Consider the following 19,206-nt stretch of genomic DNA (forward strand, 5'->3'; position numbering starts at 1 on the left):
TCACGCGGCGAAGTGGCAGGCCGCGCGGTGCGGCCGGTGGACGGCGTCGTCGGCCGGGTCGGCGCTGACGCAGAGCGTGCGGTCGGTGTGCACGAGCGGGCCGATCGGGCACCGCGGGTGGTAGCGGCACCCGGGCGGCGGGTGGTGCGGGTCGGCGGGTTCGGTGTCGGCGAGCGGGTTGTCGCCCGCGTCGTCGAGCAGGCCGCGGTGCGCCGAGGGCGCGGCGGCCAGCAGGTCCCGCGTGTACGGGTGCTGCGGGTCGGTCAGCACCTGCTCGGCGGGCCCGGCTTCGACGATCCGGCCGAGGTACATCACGGCGACGATGTCGCTGACGTACCGCACCACCGCGAGGTTGTGGGAGATGAACAACATCGACAGCGCGAGCCGCCGCTGGACGTCCCGGACCAGGTTGAGCACCGCGCCCTGCACCGAGACGTCGAGCGCCGAGGTGATCTCGTCGGCGATCAGCACCTTCGGGTTCCCGGCCAGCGCCCGGGCGAGCGCGACGCGCTGGCGCTGCCCGCCCGAGAGCTGCCCGGGCAGCATCGTGGCGCGTTCCGGGTCGAGCTGGACCAGGTCGAGCAGCCTCGCGACTTCTTCGCGCCGGGCTCCACGGGACGTTTCCCCGGACATGGCCTCGGTGATCGACTCGCCGATCGCCATCCGCGGGTCCAGCGACGAATACGGGTCCTGGAACACCATCTGCAGCGGCCGGCGCCGGGGCAGCTTCCGGACGTCGACGCCGTCGAGCCGCACCCGGCCCGCGCTGACCGGAGCGAGCCCGACGGCCGCCCGGGCGAGGGTCGACTTGCCCGAGCCGGACTCGCCGACCAGGCCGACGACCTGCCCGGACGGGACGGTCAGGCTGACGCCGTCGACCGCCGTCAGCTTGCCGTAGCGGACCCGCACCGCGTCGAACTCGAGCACACTCATGCGGCACCTTCCTCGCGTGACTGTCCGGAAAGGACACTGACCTGCGGGTGCCAGCAGGCGACCCGGTGCTCGTCGGCGGCCGGCTCCAGCACCGGATCCTCGTCCCGGCAGCGGTCGGTCGCCAGCGGGCACCGGGCGGCGAACGCGCAGCCGGCCGGCACCTGGTCCGGCTCCGGCGGGCGGCCGGGGATCACGGCGAGCGGCTCGTCGCGGTCGGTGTCGAGGTCCACCGTCGTGGCCAGCAGCGCCCGCGTGTACGGGTGCTGCGGCGGGCTCCCGGTCGGCAGGTCCTCCACCACGCGCCCGGCGTACATCACCAGCATCCGTTCGCACGTCTGGGAAACGACCGCGATGTCGTGGCTGATCAGCAGGATCGCCGCACCCTCGGCTTCACGCGTGCGGGCCAGCAGGCGCAGCACCTGCCGCTGCACGGTGACGTCGAGCGCGGTCGTCGGCTCGTCGGCGATGACGAGCTTCGGCTGGCCCATCAGCCCCATCCCGATCATCGCCCGCTGCCGCATGCCGCCGGAGAACTCGTGCGGGTACTGCCGGGCGCGCCGGGCCGCGGCCGGAACGCGCACCGCGGCCAGCCGGTCGACCGCGCGGGCGAACGCCGCGCGCCGCGACAGGCCGTGGTGCTGTTCGGACACCTCGGCGAGCTGCCCGCCCACCCGGCGGGCCGGGTTGAACGACGTCATCGGGTCCTGGAAGACCATGGCGAGCGACGTGCCGAGCTCGCGGTCCGAGGCGGCCGCCAGCGGCGTCCCGGCGAACTCCAGCCGGTCGGCGGTCACCACGCCGGGCGCCTCGATCAGGCGGGACACCGCGAGCGCGGTCAGGCTCTTGCCGGAGCCGGACTCGCCGACGACGCCGATCGCTTCCCCGGCGCGGACGCTGAAGCTCACCCCGCGCACCGGCACGGTCCACCCGCCCGGGCCCGGGAACGCCACCTGGAGGTTCTCGACGACGAGCACGGCGTCGTCCGGAACCGCGCCGGCGGGTGCGGGCTTCGGCGCCGGCAGCGGGCCCGCCGCGCGCCGCGACGCGCGCGTCCGGACCCCGACCACACCGGCCACCGTCTCCCCCACCAGGTTGAACGCGAGCCCGGCCAGCACCACGGCCCCGCAGGGTGCGAGCGCGGCCACCGGGTTGACGTAGATGCCGTCCAAGCCCTCGCGCAGCAGCCGGCCCCAGTCGTAGTCCGGTGCCTGCACGCCGATCCCGAGGAACGACAGCCCGGCGAAGGCCAGCAGCGCCGAGCCGGCCCCGATGGTCGCGTTCACGACGAGGGGCTCCCCGATGTTGGGCAGCACGTGCCGGGCCAGCAGCCGGATCCGCCCGACGCCGGACACCCGGGCCGCGGCGATGAAGTCCCGCCCGGCCACCGACGCGGACAGCGTCTGCACCAGCCGGGCGAACGCCGGCGCCATCGCGAACGCGATCGCCAGCACCGCGCCCTGCGTGCCCACCCCGAAGATCACCGCGAAGAACAGGGCCAGCAGCAGCCCGGGGAACGCCACCGCGATGTCGACCACGGCCGTGACCAGCCGGCCCGCCCGCCGGGGCAGCACCGACGGCAGCGTCCCGAGGACGACGCCGGCACCGACGCCGATCGCGGTCGCGAGCACCGCGAGCCCGATCGAGAGCCGGGTCGCCACCAGGGTGCGGTAGAAGAGGTCCCGGCCGAGGGAGTCGGTGCCGAACCAGTGCGCCCCGGACGGGCCCTGCCCGATCGCGTCGGTGTCGATCGCGGCGGCGGCGTCGCCCCAGAACAGCGGGGCCAGCACCGCGAGCAGCACGACCACCGCGAGCAGCACGGCCGAACACGCGCCCACCGGCGTGCGCACCGCCGCCACCCAGACCGAACCGCGTCGTCGCGCCATCTCACGCCTCCCGAATGGCCGAGCGCGGGTCGAGCAGCCCGAGCACGACGTCGACCAGCAGGTTCACCAGCAGCACGCCCACGCCGTAGACCAGCACGATCCCCTGCACCAGCGGGTAGTCCTTCTGCACGATCGACTGGACGATCGTCGAGCCGAGGCCGGGCCAGGCGAACACGTTCTCCACCAGCACCGTGCCCGCGACCATCCCGGTCAGCATCAGCCCGCCCAGGGTGAGCGTCGCGGTCAGCGCGTTCGGCAGTGCGTGCCGGACGTAGACCAGCCGTGCGGGCAGCCGTTTCGCCCGCGCGGTGCGGACGAAGTCGGCGCCCAGCACCGAAAGCAGCTCCACCCGGATCATCCGGGCGAGCACCGCCGCCGGCCCGGCCGCCAGTGCCGCCACCGGCAGCACGTACGCGCTCGCGTCGTCGCTGCCCGCCACCGGGAACCAGCCGAGGCCGACGGCGAGCAGCGCGACCAGCCCGACGGCCACGAGGAACTCCGGGATGGCGGCGACGAACACGCTCACCGACGTGAACCCCAGCTCCGCGCCGCGGCGGCGGCCGCCGCGCGTCAGCACCGCGAAGCCGACGCCGGCCGGGACCGCGACGGCGACCACGACCGCGAAGGCGAGCAGGGCCAGCTGGAGGGTCGCGGGCAGCCGGTCGCCGATCACCTGCGTCACCGGCTGCCCGCTCGCCATCGACGTCCCGAAGTCCCCGGTGGCCAGGCCGCGCAGGTAGTGCCCGTACTGCACCCACAGCGGGTCGTCCAGCCCGAGCTCCACCCGCTTGGCCGCCACCAGGTCGGCGGGCGCGGTGAGCCCGAGCGCGGCCCGCACCGGGTCGCCGGGGACCAGGTGGATCATCAGGAACGCCGCGGTCAGCAGCGCCCAGAGCGAGACGGCGAAGCGGGCGAGCCGCCGCGCGGCGAACGCCGGCCACGGGCTGCCCCGCAGGCCGGCGGGCGCCGCCGCCGTGGTCATTTCGCGTACATCCGGATCGACGCCGGCGTCACGCTGCCCTGGCTGAGCTCGAACTTCGCGCCGCTGCCGTAGACCGGCACGACGGAGTCGAAGTAGGGCACCGCGTCCACCCGCTTGACCAGCGCGCTCTCCGCCGCGGTCCAGTCCGCGCAGCTGGCGTCGCCTGCCTTCGAAGCCGCCTGCTGCGTGCCCTGGTCGTAACCGGGGTTGCTGATGTGGGCGAAGTTCGTGCCGTCGGGCGCGGCCGGGCCGGAGACGAACGGGACCAGCTGGCTCGGCAGCGAGAACCCGACCGGGGCGAGGGACACTTCCCACTCACCGGTGCCGAACAGCACCTGGCTCAGGCCGGGGCTGTCGACCGCCTTGAGCGTCACGTCCGCACCGAGCGACTTCCACGTCTGCTGCGCGAGCTCCGCGGTCGGCGCCATCGTCGGGCCGAGCTGGGTGCCGTAGAGGACGGTGAGCGCGAGCTTCTTGCCGTCCTTGACGCGCACGCCGTCCGGGCCGGCCTTCCAGCCCGCCGCGTCCAGGGCGGAAGCCGCCGCGGCCGGGTCGTGGGCCGGCAGGTTGCCGCTGACGGTGTCGCCCGGGCACACCTTCGGCTCGTTCGTGATCATCCCCTGCGACGGCTTGCCGGCACCGCTGGTCAGCACCTTGCCGAGCTGGGGCAGGTCGAGCGCCTGGGTGAGCGCCTTCCGGACGGCCTCGTCCTGCCCGGGCCGCCCGGCCGCCTGGTTGTAGAAGATCTCGCCCATCGGCGCGGTGAAGTCGCCGTGGAAGAGCTTGCGCGCCTCCAGCCGCTGCCGGTCCGGCCCGTTGATCGCGGCCGCGCTGAGCTCGCCCGACAGCAGCAGGTTGGTCGCGGTCGTGGTGTTCGGGATGACCCGGACGACGACCTTGTCCGGCAGGCCCGGCTCGGCCTTCCAGTCGCCGGGGCCCCACGTGTAGTCCTTGCGGCGGGTGAACGTGTAGTGGTCGTTGGGCACGGCCTCGGTGACGGAGAACATCCCGGTGCCGGCTTCGCCCCTGGCGAGCAGCTTGCGGTCGGCGAGCCCCTTCGCGCAGGCGATCGGCACCCCGCCGACGTTGCGCGCCAGGAACGCGTCCGGTTTCCCGCTGGTGACGCTGATCGTGCGGGTCGCCTCGTCCGCCGTCGCCTTGGTGCCGGGGGCGATGTAGAGGCCGGCGATGGGCGACTTGTTCGCCGGGTCGCCGATGAAGTTCACGTTGGCCGCGACGTCGGCGGCGGTCAGCGGGCTGCCGTCCGCGCACGTGAGGCCGGGGCGCAGCGTGAAGGACGCGGTCGTCGTCGACGCCTCCCACTTCGCCGCCAGCCCGGCGATGGGCTTGCCGTCGCCGTCGACGTTCAGCAGCGTGTCGTAGAGGAACCGGTCGACCTGGATGGCCACCGACAGCACGGTCATGTGCGGGTCGAGGCTGCCGGGGTCGGAGCCGACGCCGAGGCTGAACGTCTTGCCGTCCACCGGGGTGCCGTCGCCGGAGCCCGGGCCGCTGCCCGATCCCCCGCAGGCGGTCGCGGTCAGGGCGAGCACCCCGAGCAGGACCGCCGCGGTCCTCGTCTTGGTCATGGGGTTTCCTTCCGCAGGTGGTCCACGGCGAGGCGGGCCGCCTCGCCGATCGCGGCGTCGACGGCGGGTTGCCGCTCGGCGAGGGAGTCCGCGCGGGTGAAGACGGCGACGGCGAACCGGCGACCGTCCGGGTAGGACACGACACCGGCTTCGTTGCGAACCGCCGGGAGCGTGCCGGTCTTGGCCGCGATCGCGACGTCGGAGGGGAAGCCGGACGAGATCCGGTGCGGCCAGATCTGCTTCGCCATGATCGACCGCACCCGCTCGCACGCCGCCGGTTCCGCGGCACGGTCGGTCCAGATCGCTTCCAGCAGCGTGGTGATCTCCCGGGGCGTGGACGCCGACGTGCGCTCGGGGTCGAGCACCGCGAGCTTCCACGTCTGCTCCGGCGTCGCGGCGGCGAACACCGCATCGAGATCGGCGTCTTCGGCCGCGCCGAGATCCGCCAGCACGGAGGCGAAGAGGTCCTCGCAGCAGCCGATCAGGCGCGTGCGGCGCAGGTCCAGGTCGGCGAGGACGCGATCGACGGCGTCCTGGCCGACGCGGTGGAAAAGAACGTCGGTCGCCGCGTTGTCGCTCATCGTCAGCATGAACAGCGCGAGGTCGCGCCAGGTCATCTCGACGTCGTCGGCGCACCCCGCCGTGCCGATCCCGCCGATGCGGTAGCGGCTCCCGACGCGGGTCCGCTCGGTCTCGTCGAGGCGGCCCGCGACGACCTCACGGGCGTAGGCGACGGCGACCGGGATCTTGAACACCGACGCGAGCACCACCGGGTCGTCCGCGCCGACCGCGACCTCCGGCGCGCCGCCGATCTCCCGCGCGTGCAGGAAACCCCGCGCGCCGGCTTCGCGGAAGATGCCGGCGATCGCCGTCTCGACCAGGCTCACGCGCTCACCCGCCGGTCGGCCCGCCCGGTGTGCAGGTAGAGCGCGCGGCCGGTGCCGTCGTCGCCGACGAAGGCGTGCGGCAGGTACATCCCCTGCATCGGCTCGGCCAGGATCAGCGTGTCGCCGTTCATCGCGACCAGCTCGGACTTCTCCGGCTTGGCCAGCTCCGCGAAGATCCCCTTCGGCACGCGCTCGACCCAGACGCGGCCGTCGTCGTCCTGGCTGACCGTGATGTCCGCGACCGATGACGCGTACTCGCCGACGTACCGCGTGGCGTCGATGCGCGGCGCGTCCGCGGCCGGCACCGGCGGGACGGCGAGCTCGATGCCGGTCAGCTCCTTGAGCAGGTGACCCACGACCTCGGTGTAGACGGGGATGGGGTCGCCGCCGTTGGTCAGCAGCGCGACGGCGACGTCGTGGCCCGGCGCGAGGCGCAGGAACGACGACTGGCCGATCGTGCCGCCGTCGTGGCCGACGACCTCGCCGCCCGCCCAGTCGAACAGCGACCAGCCGAGGCCCCACGCGTCGCCCATCAGGCCGAGGTCGGGCAGCTCCACCACGCGTTCCCGCATGGCGCGCGCGTTTTCCGCGCTGAGCACGCGGGTGCCGTCCGGGCCTTCGCCGTCACGCAGGTGCATGCCGGCGAACGTCACCAGGTCGCGCGGGCGCATCGCGAGCATCGAGCCGGCCGGGGCGTTGGACGGCGCCAGTGCCCAGATGCCGGCGGGTTCCGGTTCGGCACCGGGCTCCGGCGCCACGTGGCCCAGCGCGGCCCGGAAGCGGATCGCCTCGTACGGGCTCGCGGCGGCGTGCGTCAGTCCCAAGGGGACGAACAGGTGCTCGGCCAGGCAGTCGTTGTAGGACTTGCCGCGCAGCACCTCCACGACGCGGCCGAGCACGCAGAACCCGGCGTTGTTGTAGGAGAACATCTCGCCGGGGGCGAACAGCTGGGGCACGTCGCCGAGGGTGGCGACGAGCTTCTCGACGCAGTCGTCGCCGCGGCCGGTGTCGGTGAAGATGTCGCCCTCGAACCCGGCGGTGTGGCACATGAGCTGCCGGACGGTGATCCGCGCGGCGGCGTCCTCGTCGCCCAGCTTGAACTCGGGCAGGTACTTCCGGATCGGCGCGTCGAGGTCGAGCGTGCCTTCGTCGACGAGCTGCAGCGCCAGGGTCGTCGTCCAGATCTTGGTGATGGAGCCGATCTGGAACAGCGAATCGGCGTCGGCCTCGACACCGGTGCCCTTGTTGAGCACGCCGGCCGCGTGGTCGATGATCTCGCCGCCGGCGTACACGGCCACGGCCGCGCCGGGCACGTGGTGCTCGGCCAGGAGGGCGGGCAGCCGGCTTTCGAGCCAGGCGGCGAGTTCGGTGAGTTTCGACATGGTTGCCTCTCGTCCGACGATGGGGAACCGGCGATGCGGGGATGCTAGGACGGGGACCGGGGCGGCCGATTCGTCGAAACCGACGAGACCCGGCGAAACTTTCATCGCGGCGGACGAATCACCGCAGCCGCCGGGGCAGGGCGGACCGGGCCGCCGCGTACCCGAGCGCGACCCGGATCTTGACCTTCGACGTGGTGACCGCCGCCCGGACCGCGTACTGCCGGACCCACACGCGGGCCTCGGCGACGCGGCGGGTGATCGCTTCTTCGGCTGACTCCATGGGAACTCCGTCCGTTGTGGACTGCTCAGGCGAAGGTGCACTGCTCGGCCCGCCGGGGCACCCGGAACGCCGCCGGGCAGCAGCAGGACGGCCGTCGTCGGCAGCGCGGTCCGGTCGGCCCGTCGTGCCGTCCACGGCTCCCCGCCCCACTGCCTGCCGTGGTCATGACGCGAGCCACGACTTCGCGGTCGTCACCTCGGCGAGCCGCGCCGGGATCGGGGTGACGCCGAGGCCGGGCCCGGACGGCACCGGCAGCCGGCCGCCTTCGAGCACGAACGGTTCGGTGATGTCTTCGGTGTAGAACCGGTCCGACGCCGAGGTGTCGCCGGGCAGGGTGAACCCGGGCAGGGACGCGAGCGCGACGTTGGCCGCGCGGCCCAGCCCGGTCTCGATCATCCCGCCGCACCACACCGGGACGCCGTGCGCGGCGCAGACGTCGTGCACCCGCCGCGCCTCCAGGTACCCGCCGACGCGGCTCGGCTTGATGTTGACGATCCGGCACGCGCCGAGCTTGATCGCGTCGGCGGCCGAGCGGGCGGAGACGACCGACTCGTCCAGGCAGATCGGCGTCCGGATGTGCTTGGCCAGCTCGGCGTGGCCGAGCACGTCCTCCTCTTCGAGGGGCTGCTCGATCAGCAGCAGCTCGAAGGGGTCGAGCCGCTGCAGCTGAGGCACGTCCGAGAGCGTGTACGCCGTGTTCGCGTCGACCTGCAGCAGGACGTCGTCGCCGAAGCGCTCCCGGACCGCGCGCACCGGCTCGACGTCCCAGCCGGGCTCGATCTTCAGCTTGATCCGCAGGTACCCGGCCTCGAGGTAGCCGCCGACGACGTCCACGAGCTTCGGGATGGTGTCCATGATCCCGACCGACACCCCGCACGGCACCGAGTCGCGGGTGGACCCCAGCGCCGCGCCGAAGGACACGCCGTGCGCGCGCAGCTCGGCGTCGAGCACCGCCATCTCCAGCGCGGCCTTGGCCATCCGGTGGCCCTTGAACTTCGCCAGCAGCGGCGCGACCTTGTTCGCGGTGAGGTCGCCGGCGGCGAGCAGCGTCGGCACGAGGAAGGTCCGCAGCACGTGCTCGACGCCGTCGACGTACTCCGAGGAGTAGAGCGGGTCGACCATCGCGCCGCACTCGCCCCAGCCCTCGCCTTCGGACGTCACCGCGCGCAGGAGCAGCAGTTCGCGTTCGGCCTGCGTCCCGAACGACGTCCGGAACGGCGCCACCAGCGGCATCCGGACGCGCAGGAGTTCCACCCCGGTCAGTTTCACGACGATTCCTCCTTCGCGACCACGTACCAGCCGGCCCGATCGAATCCGGCGACCGAGGCGCCGCCGGCCAGCAGGCCGCCGAGCACCTCCCGCAGCGCCACCCGCCACGCCCGGCCCCGGCCGGGGTCGGCACGCCGGAGCGCCTCGATGTCCGGCGGCACGGCGACGAGCACGAGCGGCGCGTCGGCGGAGCCGGAGACCGGGCCACCGTCGGCGCCGGCCGCCAGCGCGACCGCGGCGCCCCGGACTCGCAGCGCGGCCGCGTCGAGCCGGGCCGGCCGGCCCTCGGCGGCCGCCCGCACGGACGGGCTCGCCAGGTCCCAGACGGCCATCAGCCGGTCGGTGTCGCCCCCGCTGTTGATGCCGTCCTCCATCGGGCCGTAGAAGTCCGGCAGGTACTGCTCCGCGCGGGCGGCGAGCTTGGTCAGGTTGAAGTGGGCGTTGCGCCGCACCAGCGGGTCGAACGTCCACGAGATCACCGGGACGCCCTGGCTCAGCGCCCACGCGCGCTGGTGCAGCTTGAGCGCGAAGCCGATGCCGCGGCCGTGCCCGGCGGTGGCGACGCCGGCGATGTGGCTGTGCAGTCCCCCCTTCGCGGGACCGCCGAAGAACCCGAAGCAGGCGCCGAGCAGGTCGGGCCCGTCGAACGCGCCCCCGACGTAGTTGCCCGCCGAAACCATGGCGCGCAACAGTTCCGACGTCACGGGCTGGTTGCCGGGCGCCGGGCGCCAGATCGACTCGAAGAGCCGGGTCACGGCGGTCAGGTCGGCGACCTCGGCCAGGGTCCGGACCTGGACCCCCGAGGCCGTGGCGGCGGCGGTCGCCGTGGCGGCCGCCTCGTCCCGCAGCGGCGGGGCTGTGTTCGTCACGACTTCTGTCACGCCTCCGATCCTCTCCGGAGACCGCCGGCGGGTCACCGTTGTCCCGCACCGGATTCGCCCCGCGCGTTCGTCGGGGCGGACGAACTCCGTTGCGTCAGCACGGTTTCGGTGAGTGCCTTGAGGAGCGCGGTGCGGCGGGGCAGCTCGGCGACGAGGACGTGCTCGTCGTCGGCGTGGGCGCCGCCGCCGACCGCGCCGAGGCCGTCGAGCGTCGGAATGCCCAGCCCGGCCGTGATGTTGCCGTCGGACGCGCCGCCGACCGCCGCTTCCGTGAGCGTCCCGGCCGCGAGCTCGTTCGCGAGGGCGAAGAGGTCCGACGACGCTTTCGCTTCCAGGGGCGGCCGGTTGACGCCGCCGGCGATGCGGATCCGCGCGTGGGCCAGCACCGGCGTCAGGCTCCTCACGGCCGCGTCGACGCGCTGCTGTTCGGCCGCGTCCCACGCCCGCACGTCGACCGCGACGCCCGCCGCGGCGGGCACGGTGTTGGTCGTCGTGCCGGCGCTCAGCGCGGTCGGGACGACGGTCGTCCCCCGGGCCGGGTCGGCGAGCGCCGCCACCGCGAGGATCTGGTGGGCGACCTCGATCCCCGCGTTGACGCCCTTTTCCGGTTCGAGCCCGGCGTGCGCGGCGCGGCCCTCGACCTCGATCCGGTACAGGGAAACGCCTTTGCGGCGGGTCTTGAGCGCGCCGCCGTCGGCCGAGGCTTCGAGCACGAAGACCGCGTCGCACGTCTTGGCTTCGTCCTCGATCAGCATGCGGGACAGCGGTGAGCCGATTTCCTCGTCGCCGGTGACGAGGATCGAAAGCCCGTCCCGGTCCGGCAGTGCCGCGGCGGCGTGCAGGGCCATCACGACGCCGGCCTTCATGTCGAAGCAGCCGGGTCCGCGCAGGACGCCGTCGCGGACCTCGAAGGGGTGCGTGCGCAGGGAACCCAATGGCCACACGGTGTCGTGGTGACCGAGCAGCAGGACACGCGGCGGGCCGTCGCCGAACCGCCAGCGCAGGTGGGTGCAGCCGTCGGTGACGAGGCGCTCGGGTTCGGCGCCGAGCAGGCGGCGCCCGATCCCGGCGACGGCTTCGGCACTGCGCGCGACGGCGTCGTGGTCCGCCGACGGCGATTCGCAACGGACGAGCGTCCCGATGTCGTCGATCACCGCGGCTCACCTCGCAGCGGCTTGCCGGGCAGCGCCCCGGTGTCCAGGTTTCCTGCGCTGACCACGGGAACTCCGGCGACGTACAGGTACCGGACGCCGACGGACGGCCGGGTCGAGTCGGTGTAGGTGGCGCTGTCGGTGATCCGGTCCGGGTCGAGGACGACGAGGTCCGCGTCGGCGCCCACGCCCAGGTGTCCCTTGCCGCGGGCGCCGGGCGCGACGTCGTCGAGGAGCCGCGACGGCAGGTACGAGCAGCGGCGGAACGCTTCGAGCCAGCTCCATTCGGCGGCTTCCCGGACCATCAGGCGCAGCGTCTTGGCGAAGGTGCCGGCGGTCCGCGGGTGCGTCGTGCCGCCCGGGGGCAGCGGCCACTCGGTGCTCTCGGTGCGGCCGTCCGTCCAGTAGACCGGCATCGCATCGCTGGCGACGACGGCGTCGGGGAAGGCGAGCGCCTGGTGCAGCAGGCCGCGGTCACGCGGATCTTGCTCGTCGAGGAACTCGAGCAGGCACGGCGCGCCGGGGTCCTGCTGCCGCAGCTCGCGCAGCCGGGCCTCGTCGCGGACCCGCTCCCCCGTTTCGAGGATGACGACGCTCGACGGCTTCAACCCCTTCAGGCGCAGGCGATCCGGCTCGATGAAGGCGGCACCGACGGCCGTGCTGCCCGCGCCGTAGGGGTAAGCCTCGACAGTGACGCGCGAACCTTCGCGGCGGGCGGTGTCGAGCGTGGCGAGGACCCGGTCGATGTGGTGGCCGGAGGTGCTGTTGACGTGGCAGTGGTGCATCGCGGCGCCGGTCTCGCCCGCCGCGGCGACGACCTCCACGGACCCGTCGACCGGGATCGCGGGGTCGACCTCGACCAGCTCGCGGACGTGGGTGTAGGTGGGCACGCCGGCCTTCGCGGCGAGGTGCGCGACGGCCAGGAACTCGCCGGGCTCGGTCGCGGGCGCGTACCCCATGAGGACGCCGATGCCCAGGGCGCCCTTCGCGAGTTCGGCTTCGAGCAGGGACAGCCACGCGGTCAGTTCCCGCTTCGACGAACTCCGTTGCCACCGGGGGTTTCCGAGCACCGCCAGTCCACTGTCGATGCTCGCGTCGGGGGCGATGTTCGCGAGGACCTGCGCGCGGGCGGCGCCCCAGGAGGCGGAGAAGCCGTAGTGCAGCGGCCGCCCGGCCGCGGCGGCCTCGGCGTAGGCCCGGTCGACGGGCATCAGGCCGGCTTCGAGGTCCAGGGCGGTGGTGACGCCGTCCATGGCCTGCAGCCGCTGCCCGGCGATGGAGTGCACGTGGCTGTGCAGGTCGACGAACCCGGGCCCGACGACGAGCCCGCCGACGTCGACTTCGGTGGCGTCCGGAGCGTCGAGATCGGGGCCGACGGCTTCGACGTGGGCGCCGTTCAGGAGGACGTCGGCGATGCCGTCGAAGCCGCTCCCGGGGTCCACGACCCGGCCCGCCCGCAAGAGTGTCCGCATCGGGCTGACGTTAGGAGGATTCCGGGCGGTGCCGTTCGTGCGCGCCGACGAACCGCGGCGGCGGGTTTGATCCGCGCGGACGAACTCCTCAGGCCGGCGTCACGGGCGCCAGGAACAGGCCGGTGATCGCGTCGATCAGGCCCGTCCCGGCGTCGTCCCAGGTCGCCCTCGGTGTCGGGGTGCCCTCCGCCAGCGCCCGCTCGCGCTCCGCCGTCATGTGGATCATCAGCTGCCGAGCCATGTCGCCGCGTTCGGCGCGGACGTCCGGCGGCAGGCCGTCCAGGCACCGGTTCAGCCCCTCGACCGCGCGGGCGAGGGCCGGGGAGGCCAGCGACTCCTCCGCGATGATCTCCCGCAGTGCCGGGTCGGTCATCACCTGGGCGCTGAAGCGGGCGAACCACGTCGGCGCGCCCAGCTCCCGCAGGTACGTCGTGCTCGGGCGGACCAGGCAGGCCACCCAGTCGCGCAGGCCGGCGTCCCCGTCGATGCCCTCGACCAGCTCCGCGCGCAGCCGCTCCATCGGCTCGACGTGCTTGCGGACGATCGCGCGGACCAGGTCGACCTTCGTGCCGAAGTGGTAGTTGACGGCGGCGTTGTTGCCCTGCCCGGCGGCCTCGCTGATGTGCCGGTTGGACACCACCTGCACCCCGTGCTCGGCGAACAACCGCTCCGCCGTCACCAGGATGCTTTCCCGCGTCGCACTCGCGCGGGCCGCCTTCACGTTCATGTCCACAACCACCTGATCATCCACCGGCCCCCCACCTTACGGAGCCGCCGCGCTGGCGAGAAATCGGCGGAGCCTGGCAGAACAGCCACTGGCCGGCCGGGACCCCCGTTCCTAGCGTGGTCGATCATGATCGCAGTGCTCGCGCCGATCCTGATCGGCCTCCTCTACGTCGTGCTCGGCTCGCTGATCCCCGAGCCCCACCGCCGCAAGTTCAACGCCGTCATGGTCGGCGGGGCCGGCGCGGCCTACCTCTCCGGCGGCGCGCTCGGGCCGTGGGAGCTGGTGTTCTGCGCGGTGCTGACCTACGTGGCGTTCCGCGGGGCTCGACTCGTGGACGTTCATCGGCGTCGGCTGGCTCCTGCACACCGGCTGGGACGTCGTCCACCACCTGAAGGGCCAGCCGATCCTGCCGTTCGCGCACGACTCGTCGTTCGGCTGCGCCTTCTGCGACCCGGTGATCGCGATCTGGTGCTTCACCGGCGGCCGGTCGGTCCTCGGCCGGTTCCGGCGGGTTGGCACGCCGGAACCGGGGGTACCCGAGCGGACATGAGCACCGACGTCGAACGCGCCGCGCACGCCTTCTGCCCGCGGTGCCACCCCGACCCGCAACCGGGCGACGTGCTCATCGCGCTGTGCGGCGCCCGGCATGCGTACTACGGCCGCCGCGACCGATCGGTGAACACGTGCCCGGCCTGCGTCCGGCTGGCTTCGGCGAACGTCTACGCCTGCGGCCACCCCGGCGCCTGAGGCGGTTGTGTGAGCGCGAACAACGGGCTAACGTGAGAATCCTTCACGATAGCGCCGGTTTCTCCGCTCCGGAAGGAACACCGCCTTGCGCAGAGTGTTCACCGCCTTCGCGACGGCCGTGCTGGCCGCGTCCGGGCTCGCCGTCACCGCTCCTGTCGCCCACGCCGCCGGTGGCACCTTCAGCGTGCTGTCCTACAACATCGCCGGGCTGCCCGAGGGCATTTCCAGCGCCCCCACCCCGCGCGCGCCGAGCACGACGGCCATCGGGCAGCGCCTCGGCCCGTACGACCTGGTGCACGTCCAGGAGGACTTCAACTACCACGCCAACCTCTACGCGGCCGACACCCACCCGTACCGGACGTCGACCAGCGGCGGCGCCGGGATCGGCAGCGGCCTGAACAGCCTGTCCGCCCTGCCGGTCGACGAGCTGGAGCGAGTCCGCTGGACCTCGTGCCAGTTCGACTCGGGTGACTGCCTGACGCCGAAGGGCTTCACCTTCACCCGGCTCCGGCTCGCCGAAGGCGTCTACGTCGACGCGTACAACATCCACACGAACGCGGGCACGAACGACGGCGACCAGGCTTCGCGCGCCGCGAACCTCGAGCAGCTCACGGCGTACATCACGACGCATTCGGCGGGCAACGCCGTCCTCGTCATGGGCGACACCAACACCCGCTACACCCGGGCGGCCGACACGATCCGCGCCTTCGCGGCCGCCAACGGCCTCACCGACGCGTGGGTCCGGCTCGAACGCGGCGGCGTCCCGCCCGCCGCGGGCAGCGATCCCCTGGTGTGCGACGAAAGCGCGGTCACCAACGCGTGCGAAGTCGTCGACAAGGTGCTCTACCGCGGGAACAAGCAGATCACCCTCGACGCGACGTTCTACAACAACGAACACCGCGCCTTCCTCGACGCCTCCGGGGCGATGCTGTCGGACCACGATCCGGTGACCGTGCGGTTCGGCTGGTCGGACAACCCGGCGTTCCGGCTGAGCGACCGGTTCGGCGGCCCGCACGGCCTGCCGTTCACCGACCTGGACCGGATCCCGCCGGCCACGCGGGCAACGGCGTTCACGCTGAGCGCGGGCAGCCGCGTCGACCGGATCGGCTCGACCTCGGCGGACGGCACGACGTTCAGCCACGGCGGAACCGGCGGCACCACCCGGACCTACCGGCCGGCCGACGGCGAGTACGCGGTCTCCGCCGAGCTGTGCCGGGGCAGCTACAACGGCCACACCCGGATCTTCTCCGCCCGCATCACGACGAACCGCGGCGGCACGCTCGCCGGCGGCACGGCGACCGCGGACTGCACGACCGCGACGGCCCCGGACGGCTGGCAGATCGCCGGCTTCCACGGCCGCGCGGGTGACGAAGTGGACCAGCTGGGCTTCATCTACACCCGGCGCTGACCGGTCCACAAGGGACCGATCAGCACGGGCAGCGCGGCCACCAGGGCGATCCCGCGCACGGCGGCCGCGACGAGGTACGGCGCCCGCAACCCCAGCCCGTGGGCCACCAGTCCGCCGGCCAGGGTGCCGACCGGGATCAGGCCCCAGCTGAGCAGCCGGTACGCGCTGGAGACCCGGCCGAGCAACGCGGACGGCACCTGCTCCTGCCGGAGGCCGACGGTGACGATGTTCCACAACGTCGTCACGAAGCCGTTCAGGGCGAGGAACGCGCCGAGCACCACGGCGTCCCGGCTCAGGCCGATGCCGGCGAACGCGCCGACGTTCACCGCCAGCGACGTCAGCAACGCCGGCCGGGACCCGATCCGGGCCACGACGCGGGCGTTGACCAGGCCGCCGAGCACGCTCCCGAGCGCGGCGCCGGCGAGCAGCAGGCCGTAGCCGCGCGCGTCGAGGTGCACGACCTCGGTGGCGAGCAGGACGAGCGTCGCGGCGGCCAGCTGACCGCAGAAGGTGTTGACAGCCACCAGGATCGCGAGCGTGCGCAGCAGCCGGTGCCGCAGCAGCCACGCCAGGCCGTCCCGGATCGCCGAGCGCGTCCGGGCGGGGCCGGCTCGCCGGGGCAGCCTCGCCACCAGGACGGCGGACACCGCGAACGAGACGGCGTCCAGCCCGAACGGGAGCGCCGCCGCGACACCGAACAGCAGGCTGCCGAGCGGCGGGCCGGCGAACTGCTCGGTGACCGTGGTGATCGCCTGCTGGCGGCCGTTGGCGCGGGGCAGCAGCGGTTTCGCGACCAGGTCCGGCAGGATCGCCTGGGCCGCCGTGCTGAAAACGACTTCGCCCGCGCCGAGCCCGAACGCCGTGACGGCCAGGACCGGGATCCCGATCGCCCCGCAGGCGGCCAGGACGGCGGTCACGGCGACCAGCACGGCCTGCGCCGCCTGCGCGCGCCACAGCAGGCCGGCGCGGTCGTGGCGGTCGGCCAGCGCGCCGGCGGGCAGGGACAACAGCAGCCAGGGCAGGTACGCCGCGGCCGAGACGAGGGAAACGAGCCTCGGGTCGCGGGTGAGCGTGACGGTCAGCAGGGGCACCGCCGCGGTGAACGCGCCGGTGCCGAGGTTGTCGATGCCGGTCGCCCACAGGAGCCGCCGGAAGTCCGGTCCGATCATGGCCCGATCCTTTGGCCCACCGCGGCTTCTCGGACAGCGTTTAGCCCCGGGCTACATACTCGTCAACCATGGCCCTGACGATCGAACTCGGCGTCGCGGAGCTCGCGGCGACCCGCTTCGCGATCTCCCCGCTCTCGGAGACGGTCGCGTGCCTGCAGCAGCTGGGCGGGCGTGAGCGGCAGGCGAGCGCCCTGCCGTGGCTGCGCTGGGCCGAGGACGAGCTCGCCCGCGCGCCGCTGGACCTGCCGTGGACGTGGCCGCTGATCGTGAACGACCGGCCCAACTGGCCGGAGTTCCTCGTGCCCGCGCCGCGCGATGCCGGCCCGTCCATCGACGACGACCTGGCCGCGCTGCGGCGGACGACCGCGCGGCAGGTCCGGACCAGCCTCGGGCGGGTGTTCGGCACGGACCTCCGCGGCACGACGGCCGAGCTCGCCGCGCGGCCGGCGGCCGGGCTGAAGGCGATCGCCGACGAGCTGCACCGGGCGCACGACCGGCTGCTCGCCCCGCACTGGCCGCGGATCCGGGCCGTCCTCGACGCCGACGTCGCCCACCGCGCGCGGGTGCTGGCCGCGGGCGGCGCGGAACGGCTGTTCGCCGGCCTGCACCCGGATCTGCGCTGGGACGCCGGAAAGCTGCTGCTGACCGGCGACCGCCTGGTGCACCGGGGTCCCGGCGGGCTCGTCCTCATCCCGGTCGCACTCGGCTGCGCGCACGTCCTGATCAAGGGGAGGACGTCCACGCAGACGACGGTCCGCTACCCGGCCCGCGGCCGCGGTGCCCTGTGGATGGCGGGCACGCGCCCACCATCCGGCGGCACGGTCCGGCTACTCGGCCTCGCGCGGGCCAGGCTCCTCGAAACGCTGCGCTCCCCCGCCACCACGACCGACCTGGCCCGCGCCCTCGGCGTGACGCCCAGCGCGGTGTCGCAGCACCTGGCCGTGCTGCGGGAGAACGGGCTGGTCGAGCGGGAACGCTCCGGGCGCCAGGTCCTGTACCTGATCACGGCGCTCGGAGCGGCCCTGCTCACCGGCTAAGGCGTGTCCGGTAAGTGATCCAGCCGCGGTCCCGGCGGATCACCTTCGTCAGCCCGGAGCGGGATGACCAGGTCGCCCGCCGCAAGGGCAAAGCCCCCGTGGCGGGCGAGCACCGGCCTTCGACACCGGGGGCTGCAAGCAGCGCACCGTGGTCGAGCGGTGCTCCTAGCCCAGCGAGGACAGCGGCACCGCGAACACCGACCGGCCACAGGTCTGGTTCTGCGCCTGGCAGTCCGCGGTCGACCACTCGGACTGGGACCAGACCAGGCCCGTCGACCAGTCGTACGTCAGCGCCTCCGGGTGGACCGCCCAGCACGCGGACGTCGAGCCGCACGTCGCGGAGGTGCTCGCCGTCGTCGTCTGGGCCCAGAGCTGGCCGTTGAGCGTTGCCGAGCTGTGGGCCACGTACCACTTGCCGTCGTGGGACAGGACGCCCTGCATGTTGCCGACGTAGCTGCGGAACGCCTCCGTCGCGGTCCCGGTCAGCAGGTAGTCCGTGCCCATCGGGAAGCGGTAGAGCCGGCCGTGCAGGCTCTGGTCGGAGAAGTACTCGGTCGTCACGATGCTGGCCGGGCTCGTGCTGCGGTCCAGCGAGAGCGACGAGAAGCACGGCACGCCCGTGTCGGACGCCATGCTGCAGGTGCCGCCCGCGTAGGTGTAGTAGCCGACCTGCATCATCGCGTACTTGTACGTGTAGGCCGCATATCCGCCCGAGGTCTTGCCGATCGCGTTCGACGTCGTGTCGGTCAGCTGCAGGATGTGCTTGGTGCTGAACACCCGGATCGCGGTCGAGGTGTTCCCGACGGCGGTGACGTAGATCTTGTCGCCGTACCAGGCCATCCCGCCCATGTGGGCCGTCGCCGCGGAGAAGCTGCTGCCGCTGCTGTTCGGCACGGCCAGGTACATCATCCGGTGGGCGGCCGAGGCGGGGTTGTCGTAGTTGACCGCCTGGATCCGCGCGTCGTTGTAGCGGCCGAGCGCGTCGGTGCCGTGCCAGCCGGACAGGATGATCTTGTCCGCGCCCCACATCCCGTCGTCGTCGGCGTCGCCGGAGGTCGTGATGCCCTGCGGCACCCAGGTCGTGCTGCCGGCGCGTTCGGAGTCCCAGCACAGCGACTTCGCGGCGGCCGGTGCCTTGGGCAGCGCGGCCTTCTCCGCGCTCGTGCAGCCGGTCATCGCGTAGCTGGTGTCGTGGACGACGGTGTTGAGGCTGACGTTCGGCAGCGCGTTGTCCAGCGCGGTCAGCGCGGCGGCCGGGGTCGCGTGCCAGACCAGGTTCTGCTTGGTCGTGGTCGTCAGCGGATCGCTGTAGGCGGCACTGGCCGTGCCGGGCAGTGCCAGTGCGCCGGCCACCACGGCCAGCGCGAGGAGGAGCACTTTCGGAGTTCGCATGGTCGCATTGCGCCAGA

General features: G+C 73.4%; 16 protein-coding genes and 2 pseudogenes. 4 read left to right on the forward strand and 14 right to left on the reverse strand.

The window, feature by feature from the left end; all coding sequences use genetic code 11:
* From QSK39_RS17865 to QSK39_RS17920, 12 genes and pseudogenes are all read right to left on the reverse strand, one after another.
* A complete protein-coding gene (locus QSK39_RS17865) occupies positions 1 to 933 on the reverse strand; it encodes an ABC transporter ATP-binding protein (protein ID WP_285478864.1) in 933 nt (310 codons plus the stop codon).
* Positions 930 to 2,816 (reverse strand): dipeptide/oligopeptide/nickel ABC transporter permease/ATP-binding protein, encoded by a 1,887-nt coding sequence (locus tag QSK39_RS17870; RefSeq protein WP_285478865.1) that lies wholly within the window; start codon positions 2,814 to 2,816, stop codon positions 930 to 932. Before QSK39_RS17870 ends, QSK39_RS17865 begins: the two co-directional genes overlap by 4 nt.
* A gap of 1 nt (position 2,817) precedes the next feature.
* A complete protein-coding gene (locus QSK39_RS17875) occupies positions 2,818 to 3,798 on the reverse strand; it encodes an ABC transporter permease (RefSeq protein ID WP_285478866.1) in 981 nt (326 codons plus the stop codon).
* The gene (locus QSK39_RS17880; protein WP_285478867.1) at positions 3,795 to 5,387 is read right to left on the reverse strand and encodes an ABC transporter substrate-binding protein; all 1,593 of its coding nucleotides are present in this window, start codon (positions 5,385 to 5,387) and stop codon (positions 3,795 to 3,797) included. Before QSK39_RS17880 ends, QSK39_RS17875 begins: the two co-directional genes overlap by 4 nt.
* On the reverse strand, positions 5,384 to 6,274 hold the full coding sequence (locus QSK39_RS17885) for a serine hydrolase (protein ID WP_285478868.1): 891 nt from the start codon (positions 6,272 to 6,274) through the stop codon (positions 5,384 to 5,386). Before QSK39_RS17885 ends, QSK39_RS17880 begins: the two co-directional genes overlap by 4 nt.
* On the reverse strand, positions 6,271 to 7,656 hold the full coding sequence (locus QSK39_RS17890) for a serine hydrolase domain-containing protein (protein WP_285478869.1): 1,386 nt from the start codon (positions 7,654 to 7,656) through the stop codon (positions 6,271 to 6,273). Before QSK39_RS17890 ends, QSK39_RS17885 begins: the two co-directional genes overlap by 4 nt.
* A 118-nt stretch (positions 7,657 to 7,774) precedes the next feature.
* Positions 7,775 to 7,936: a hypothetical protein gene (locus QSK39_RS17895; RefSeq protein ID WP_285478870.1), complete on the reverse strand. Its 162-nt coding sequence runs from the start codon at positions 7,934 to 7,936 to the stop codon at positions 7,775 to 7,777.
* Between the two features lie 162 nt (positions 7,937 to 8,098).
* Positions 8,099 to 9,205, reverse strand: a complete 1,107-nt coding sequence (gene menC, locus QSK39_RS17900; RefSeq protein WP_285478871.1) for an o-succinylbenzoate synthase — start codon at positions 9,203 to 9,205, stop codon at positions 8,099 to 8,101.
* Positions 9,202 to 10,086, reverse strand: coding sequence for a GNAT family N-acetyltransferase (locus QSK39_RS17905; protein ID WP_285478872.1), 885 nt, complete (start codon positions 10,084 to 10,086; stop codon positions 9,202 to 9,204). The genes menC and QSK39_RS17905 overlap by 4 nt, the downstream gene beginning before the upstream one ends.
* Before the next feature lie 32 nt (positions 10,087 to 10,118).
* The gene (locus tag QSK39_RS17910; protein ID WP_285478873.1) at positions 10,119 to 11,240 is read right to left on the reverse strand and encodes a M20 family metallopeptidase; all 1,122 of its coding nucleotides are present in this window, start codon (positions 11,238 to 11,240) and stop codon (positions 10,119 to 10,121) included.
* A pseudogene (locus QSK39_RS17915) lies at positions 11,237 to 12,721 on the reverse strand (amidohydrolase family protein); the annotation flags it as partial. The gene QSK39_RS17910 and the pseudogene QSK39_RS17915, both read right to left, overlap by 4 nt.
* A gap of 76 nt (positions 12,722 to 12,797) precedes the next feature.
* Positions 12,798 to 13,436, reverse strand: coding sequence for a TetR/AcrR family transcriptional regulator (locus QSK39_RS17920; protein ID WP_285479925.1), 639 nt, complete (start codon positions 13,434 to 13,436; stop codon positions 12,798 to 12,800).
* Between the two features lie 126 nt (positions 13,437 to 13,562).
* Here QSK39_RS17920 and QSK39_RS17925 point away from each other — a divergent pair.
* From QSK39_RS17925 to QSK39_RS17935, 3 genes and pseudogenes are all read left to right on the forward strand, one after another.
* Positions 13,563 to 13,986: pseudogene (locus QSK39_RS17925) on the forward strand (DUF6010 family protein).
* Positions 13,983 to 14,183, forward strand: a complete 201-nt coding sequence (locus tag QSK39_RS17930; RefSeq protein ID WP_285478875.1) for a hypothetical protein — start codon at positions 13,983 to 13,985, stop codon at positions 14,181 to 14,183. The pseudogene QSK39_RS17925 and the gene QSK39_RS17930 overlap by 4 nt, the downstream one beginning before the upstream one ends.
* A gap of 94 nt (positions 14,184 to 14,277) precedes the next feature.
* Positions 14,278 to 15,591, forward strand: a complete 1,314-nt coding sequence (locus QSK39_RS17935) for a jacalin-like lectin (protein ID WP_285479926.1) — start codon at positions 14,278 to 14,280, stop codon at positions 15,589 to 15,591.
* On the opposite strand, the gene QSK39_RS17940 is transcribed toward QSK39_RS17935, so the two are convergent.
* Entirely contained in the window at positions 15,576 to 16,760 is a 1,185-nt protein-coding gene (locus QSK39_RS17940) for an MFS transporter (RefSeq protein WP_285478876.1), read from the reverse strand. The two genes, QSK39_RS17935 and QSK39_RS17940, sit on opposite strands and share 16 nt — an antisense overlap.
* Positions 16,761 to 16,828: 68 nt before the next feature.
* Between QSK39_RS17940 and QSK39_RS17945 the strand changes: the two genes are divergently transcribed.
* Complete coding sequence (locus tag QSK39_RS17945) at positions 16,829 to 17,797, forward strand: ArsR/SmtB family transcription factor (RefSeq protein WP_285478877.1); 969 nt, start codon at positions 16,829 to 16,831, stop codon at positions 17,795 to 17,797.
* Positions 17,798 to 17,962: 165 nt separating this feature from the next.
* Here the strand turns inward: QSK39_RS17945 and QSK39_RS17950 are convergent, their stop codons facing one another.
* Positions 17,963 to 19,189: a hypothetical protein gene (locus tag QSK39_RS17950; protein WP_285478878.1), complete on the reverse strand. Its 1,227-nt coding sequence runs from the start codon at positions 19,187 to 19,189 to the stop codon at positions 17,963 to 17,965.
* Positions 19,190 to 19,206: the final 17 nt, after the last annotated feature.

Origin of the sequence: Amycolatopsis sp. NBRC 101858 (assembly GCF_030269325.1) — a bacterium.
GTDB lineage: Bacteria > Actinomycetota > Actinomycetes > Mycobacteriales > Pseudonocardiaceae > Amycolatopsis > Amycolatopsis ponsaeliensis.

Coding starts and splice junctions, on each gene's coding strand:
- QSK39_RS17930 (WP_285478875.1), top strand. CDS start 13,983: ATGAGCACCGACGTCGAACGCGCCGCGCACGCCTTCTGCCCGCGGTGC.
- QSK39_RS17890 (WP_285478869.1), bottom strand. CDS start 7,656: ATGTCGAAACTCACCGAACTCGCCGCCTGGCTCGAAAGCCGGCTGCCC.
- QSK39_RS17945 (WP_285478877.1), top strand. CDS start 16,829: ATGGCCCTGACGATCGAACTCGGCGTCGCGGAGCTCGCGGCGACCCGC.
- QSK39_RS17880 (WP_285478867.1), bottom strand. CDS start 5,387: ATGACCAAGACGAGGACCGCGGCGGTCCTGCTCGGGGTGCTCGCCCTG.
- QSK39_RS17895 (WP_285478870.1), bottom strand. CDS start 7,936: ATGGAGTCAGCCGAAGAAGCGATCACCCGCCGCGTCGCCGAGGCCCGC.
- QSK39_RS17870 (WP_285478865.1), bottom strand. CDS start 2,816: ATGGCGCGACGACGCGGTTCGGTCTGGGTGGCGGCGGTGCGCACGCCG.
- QSK39_RS17940 (WP_285478876.1), bottom strand. CDS start 16,760: ATGATCGGACCGGACTTCCGGCGGCTCCTGTGGGCGACCGGCATCGAC.
- QSK39_RS17920 (WP_285479925.1), bottom strand. CDS start 13,436: ATGAACGTGAAGGCGGCCCGCGCGAGTGCGACGCGGGAAAGCATCCTG.
- QSK39_RS17875 (WP_285478866.1), bottom strand. CDS start 3,798: ATGACCACGGCGGCGGCGCCCGCCGGCCTGCGGGGCAGCCCGTGGCCG.
- QSK39_RS17865 (WP_285478864.1), bottom strand. CDS start 933: ATGAGTGTGCTCGAGTTCGACGCGGTGCGGGTCCGCTACGGCAAGCTG.
- QSK39_RS17950 (WP_285478878.1), bottom strand. CDS start 19,189: ATGCGAACTCCGAAAGTGCTCCTCCTCGCGCTGGCCGTGGTGGCCGGC.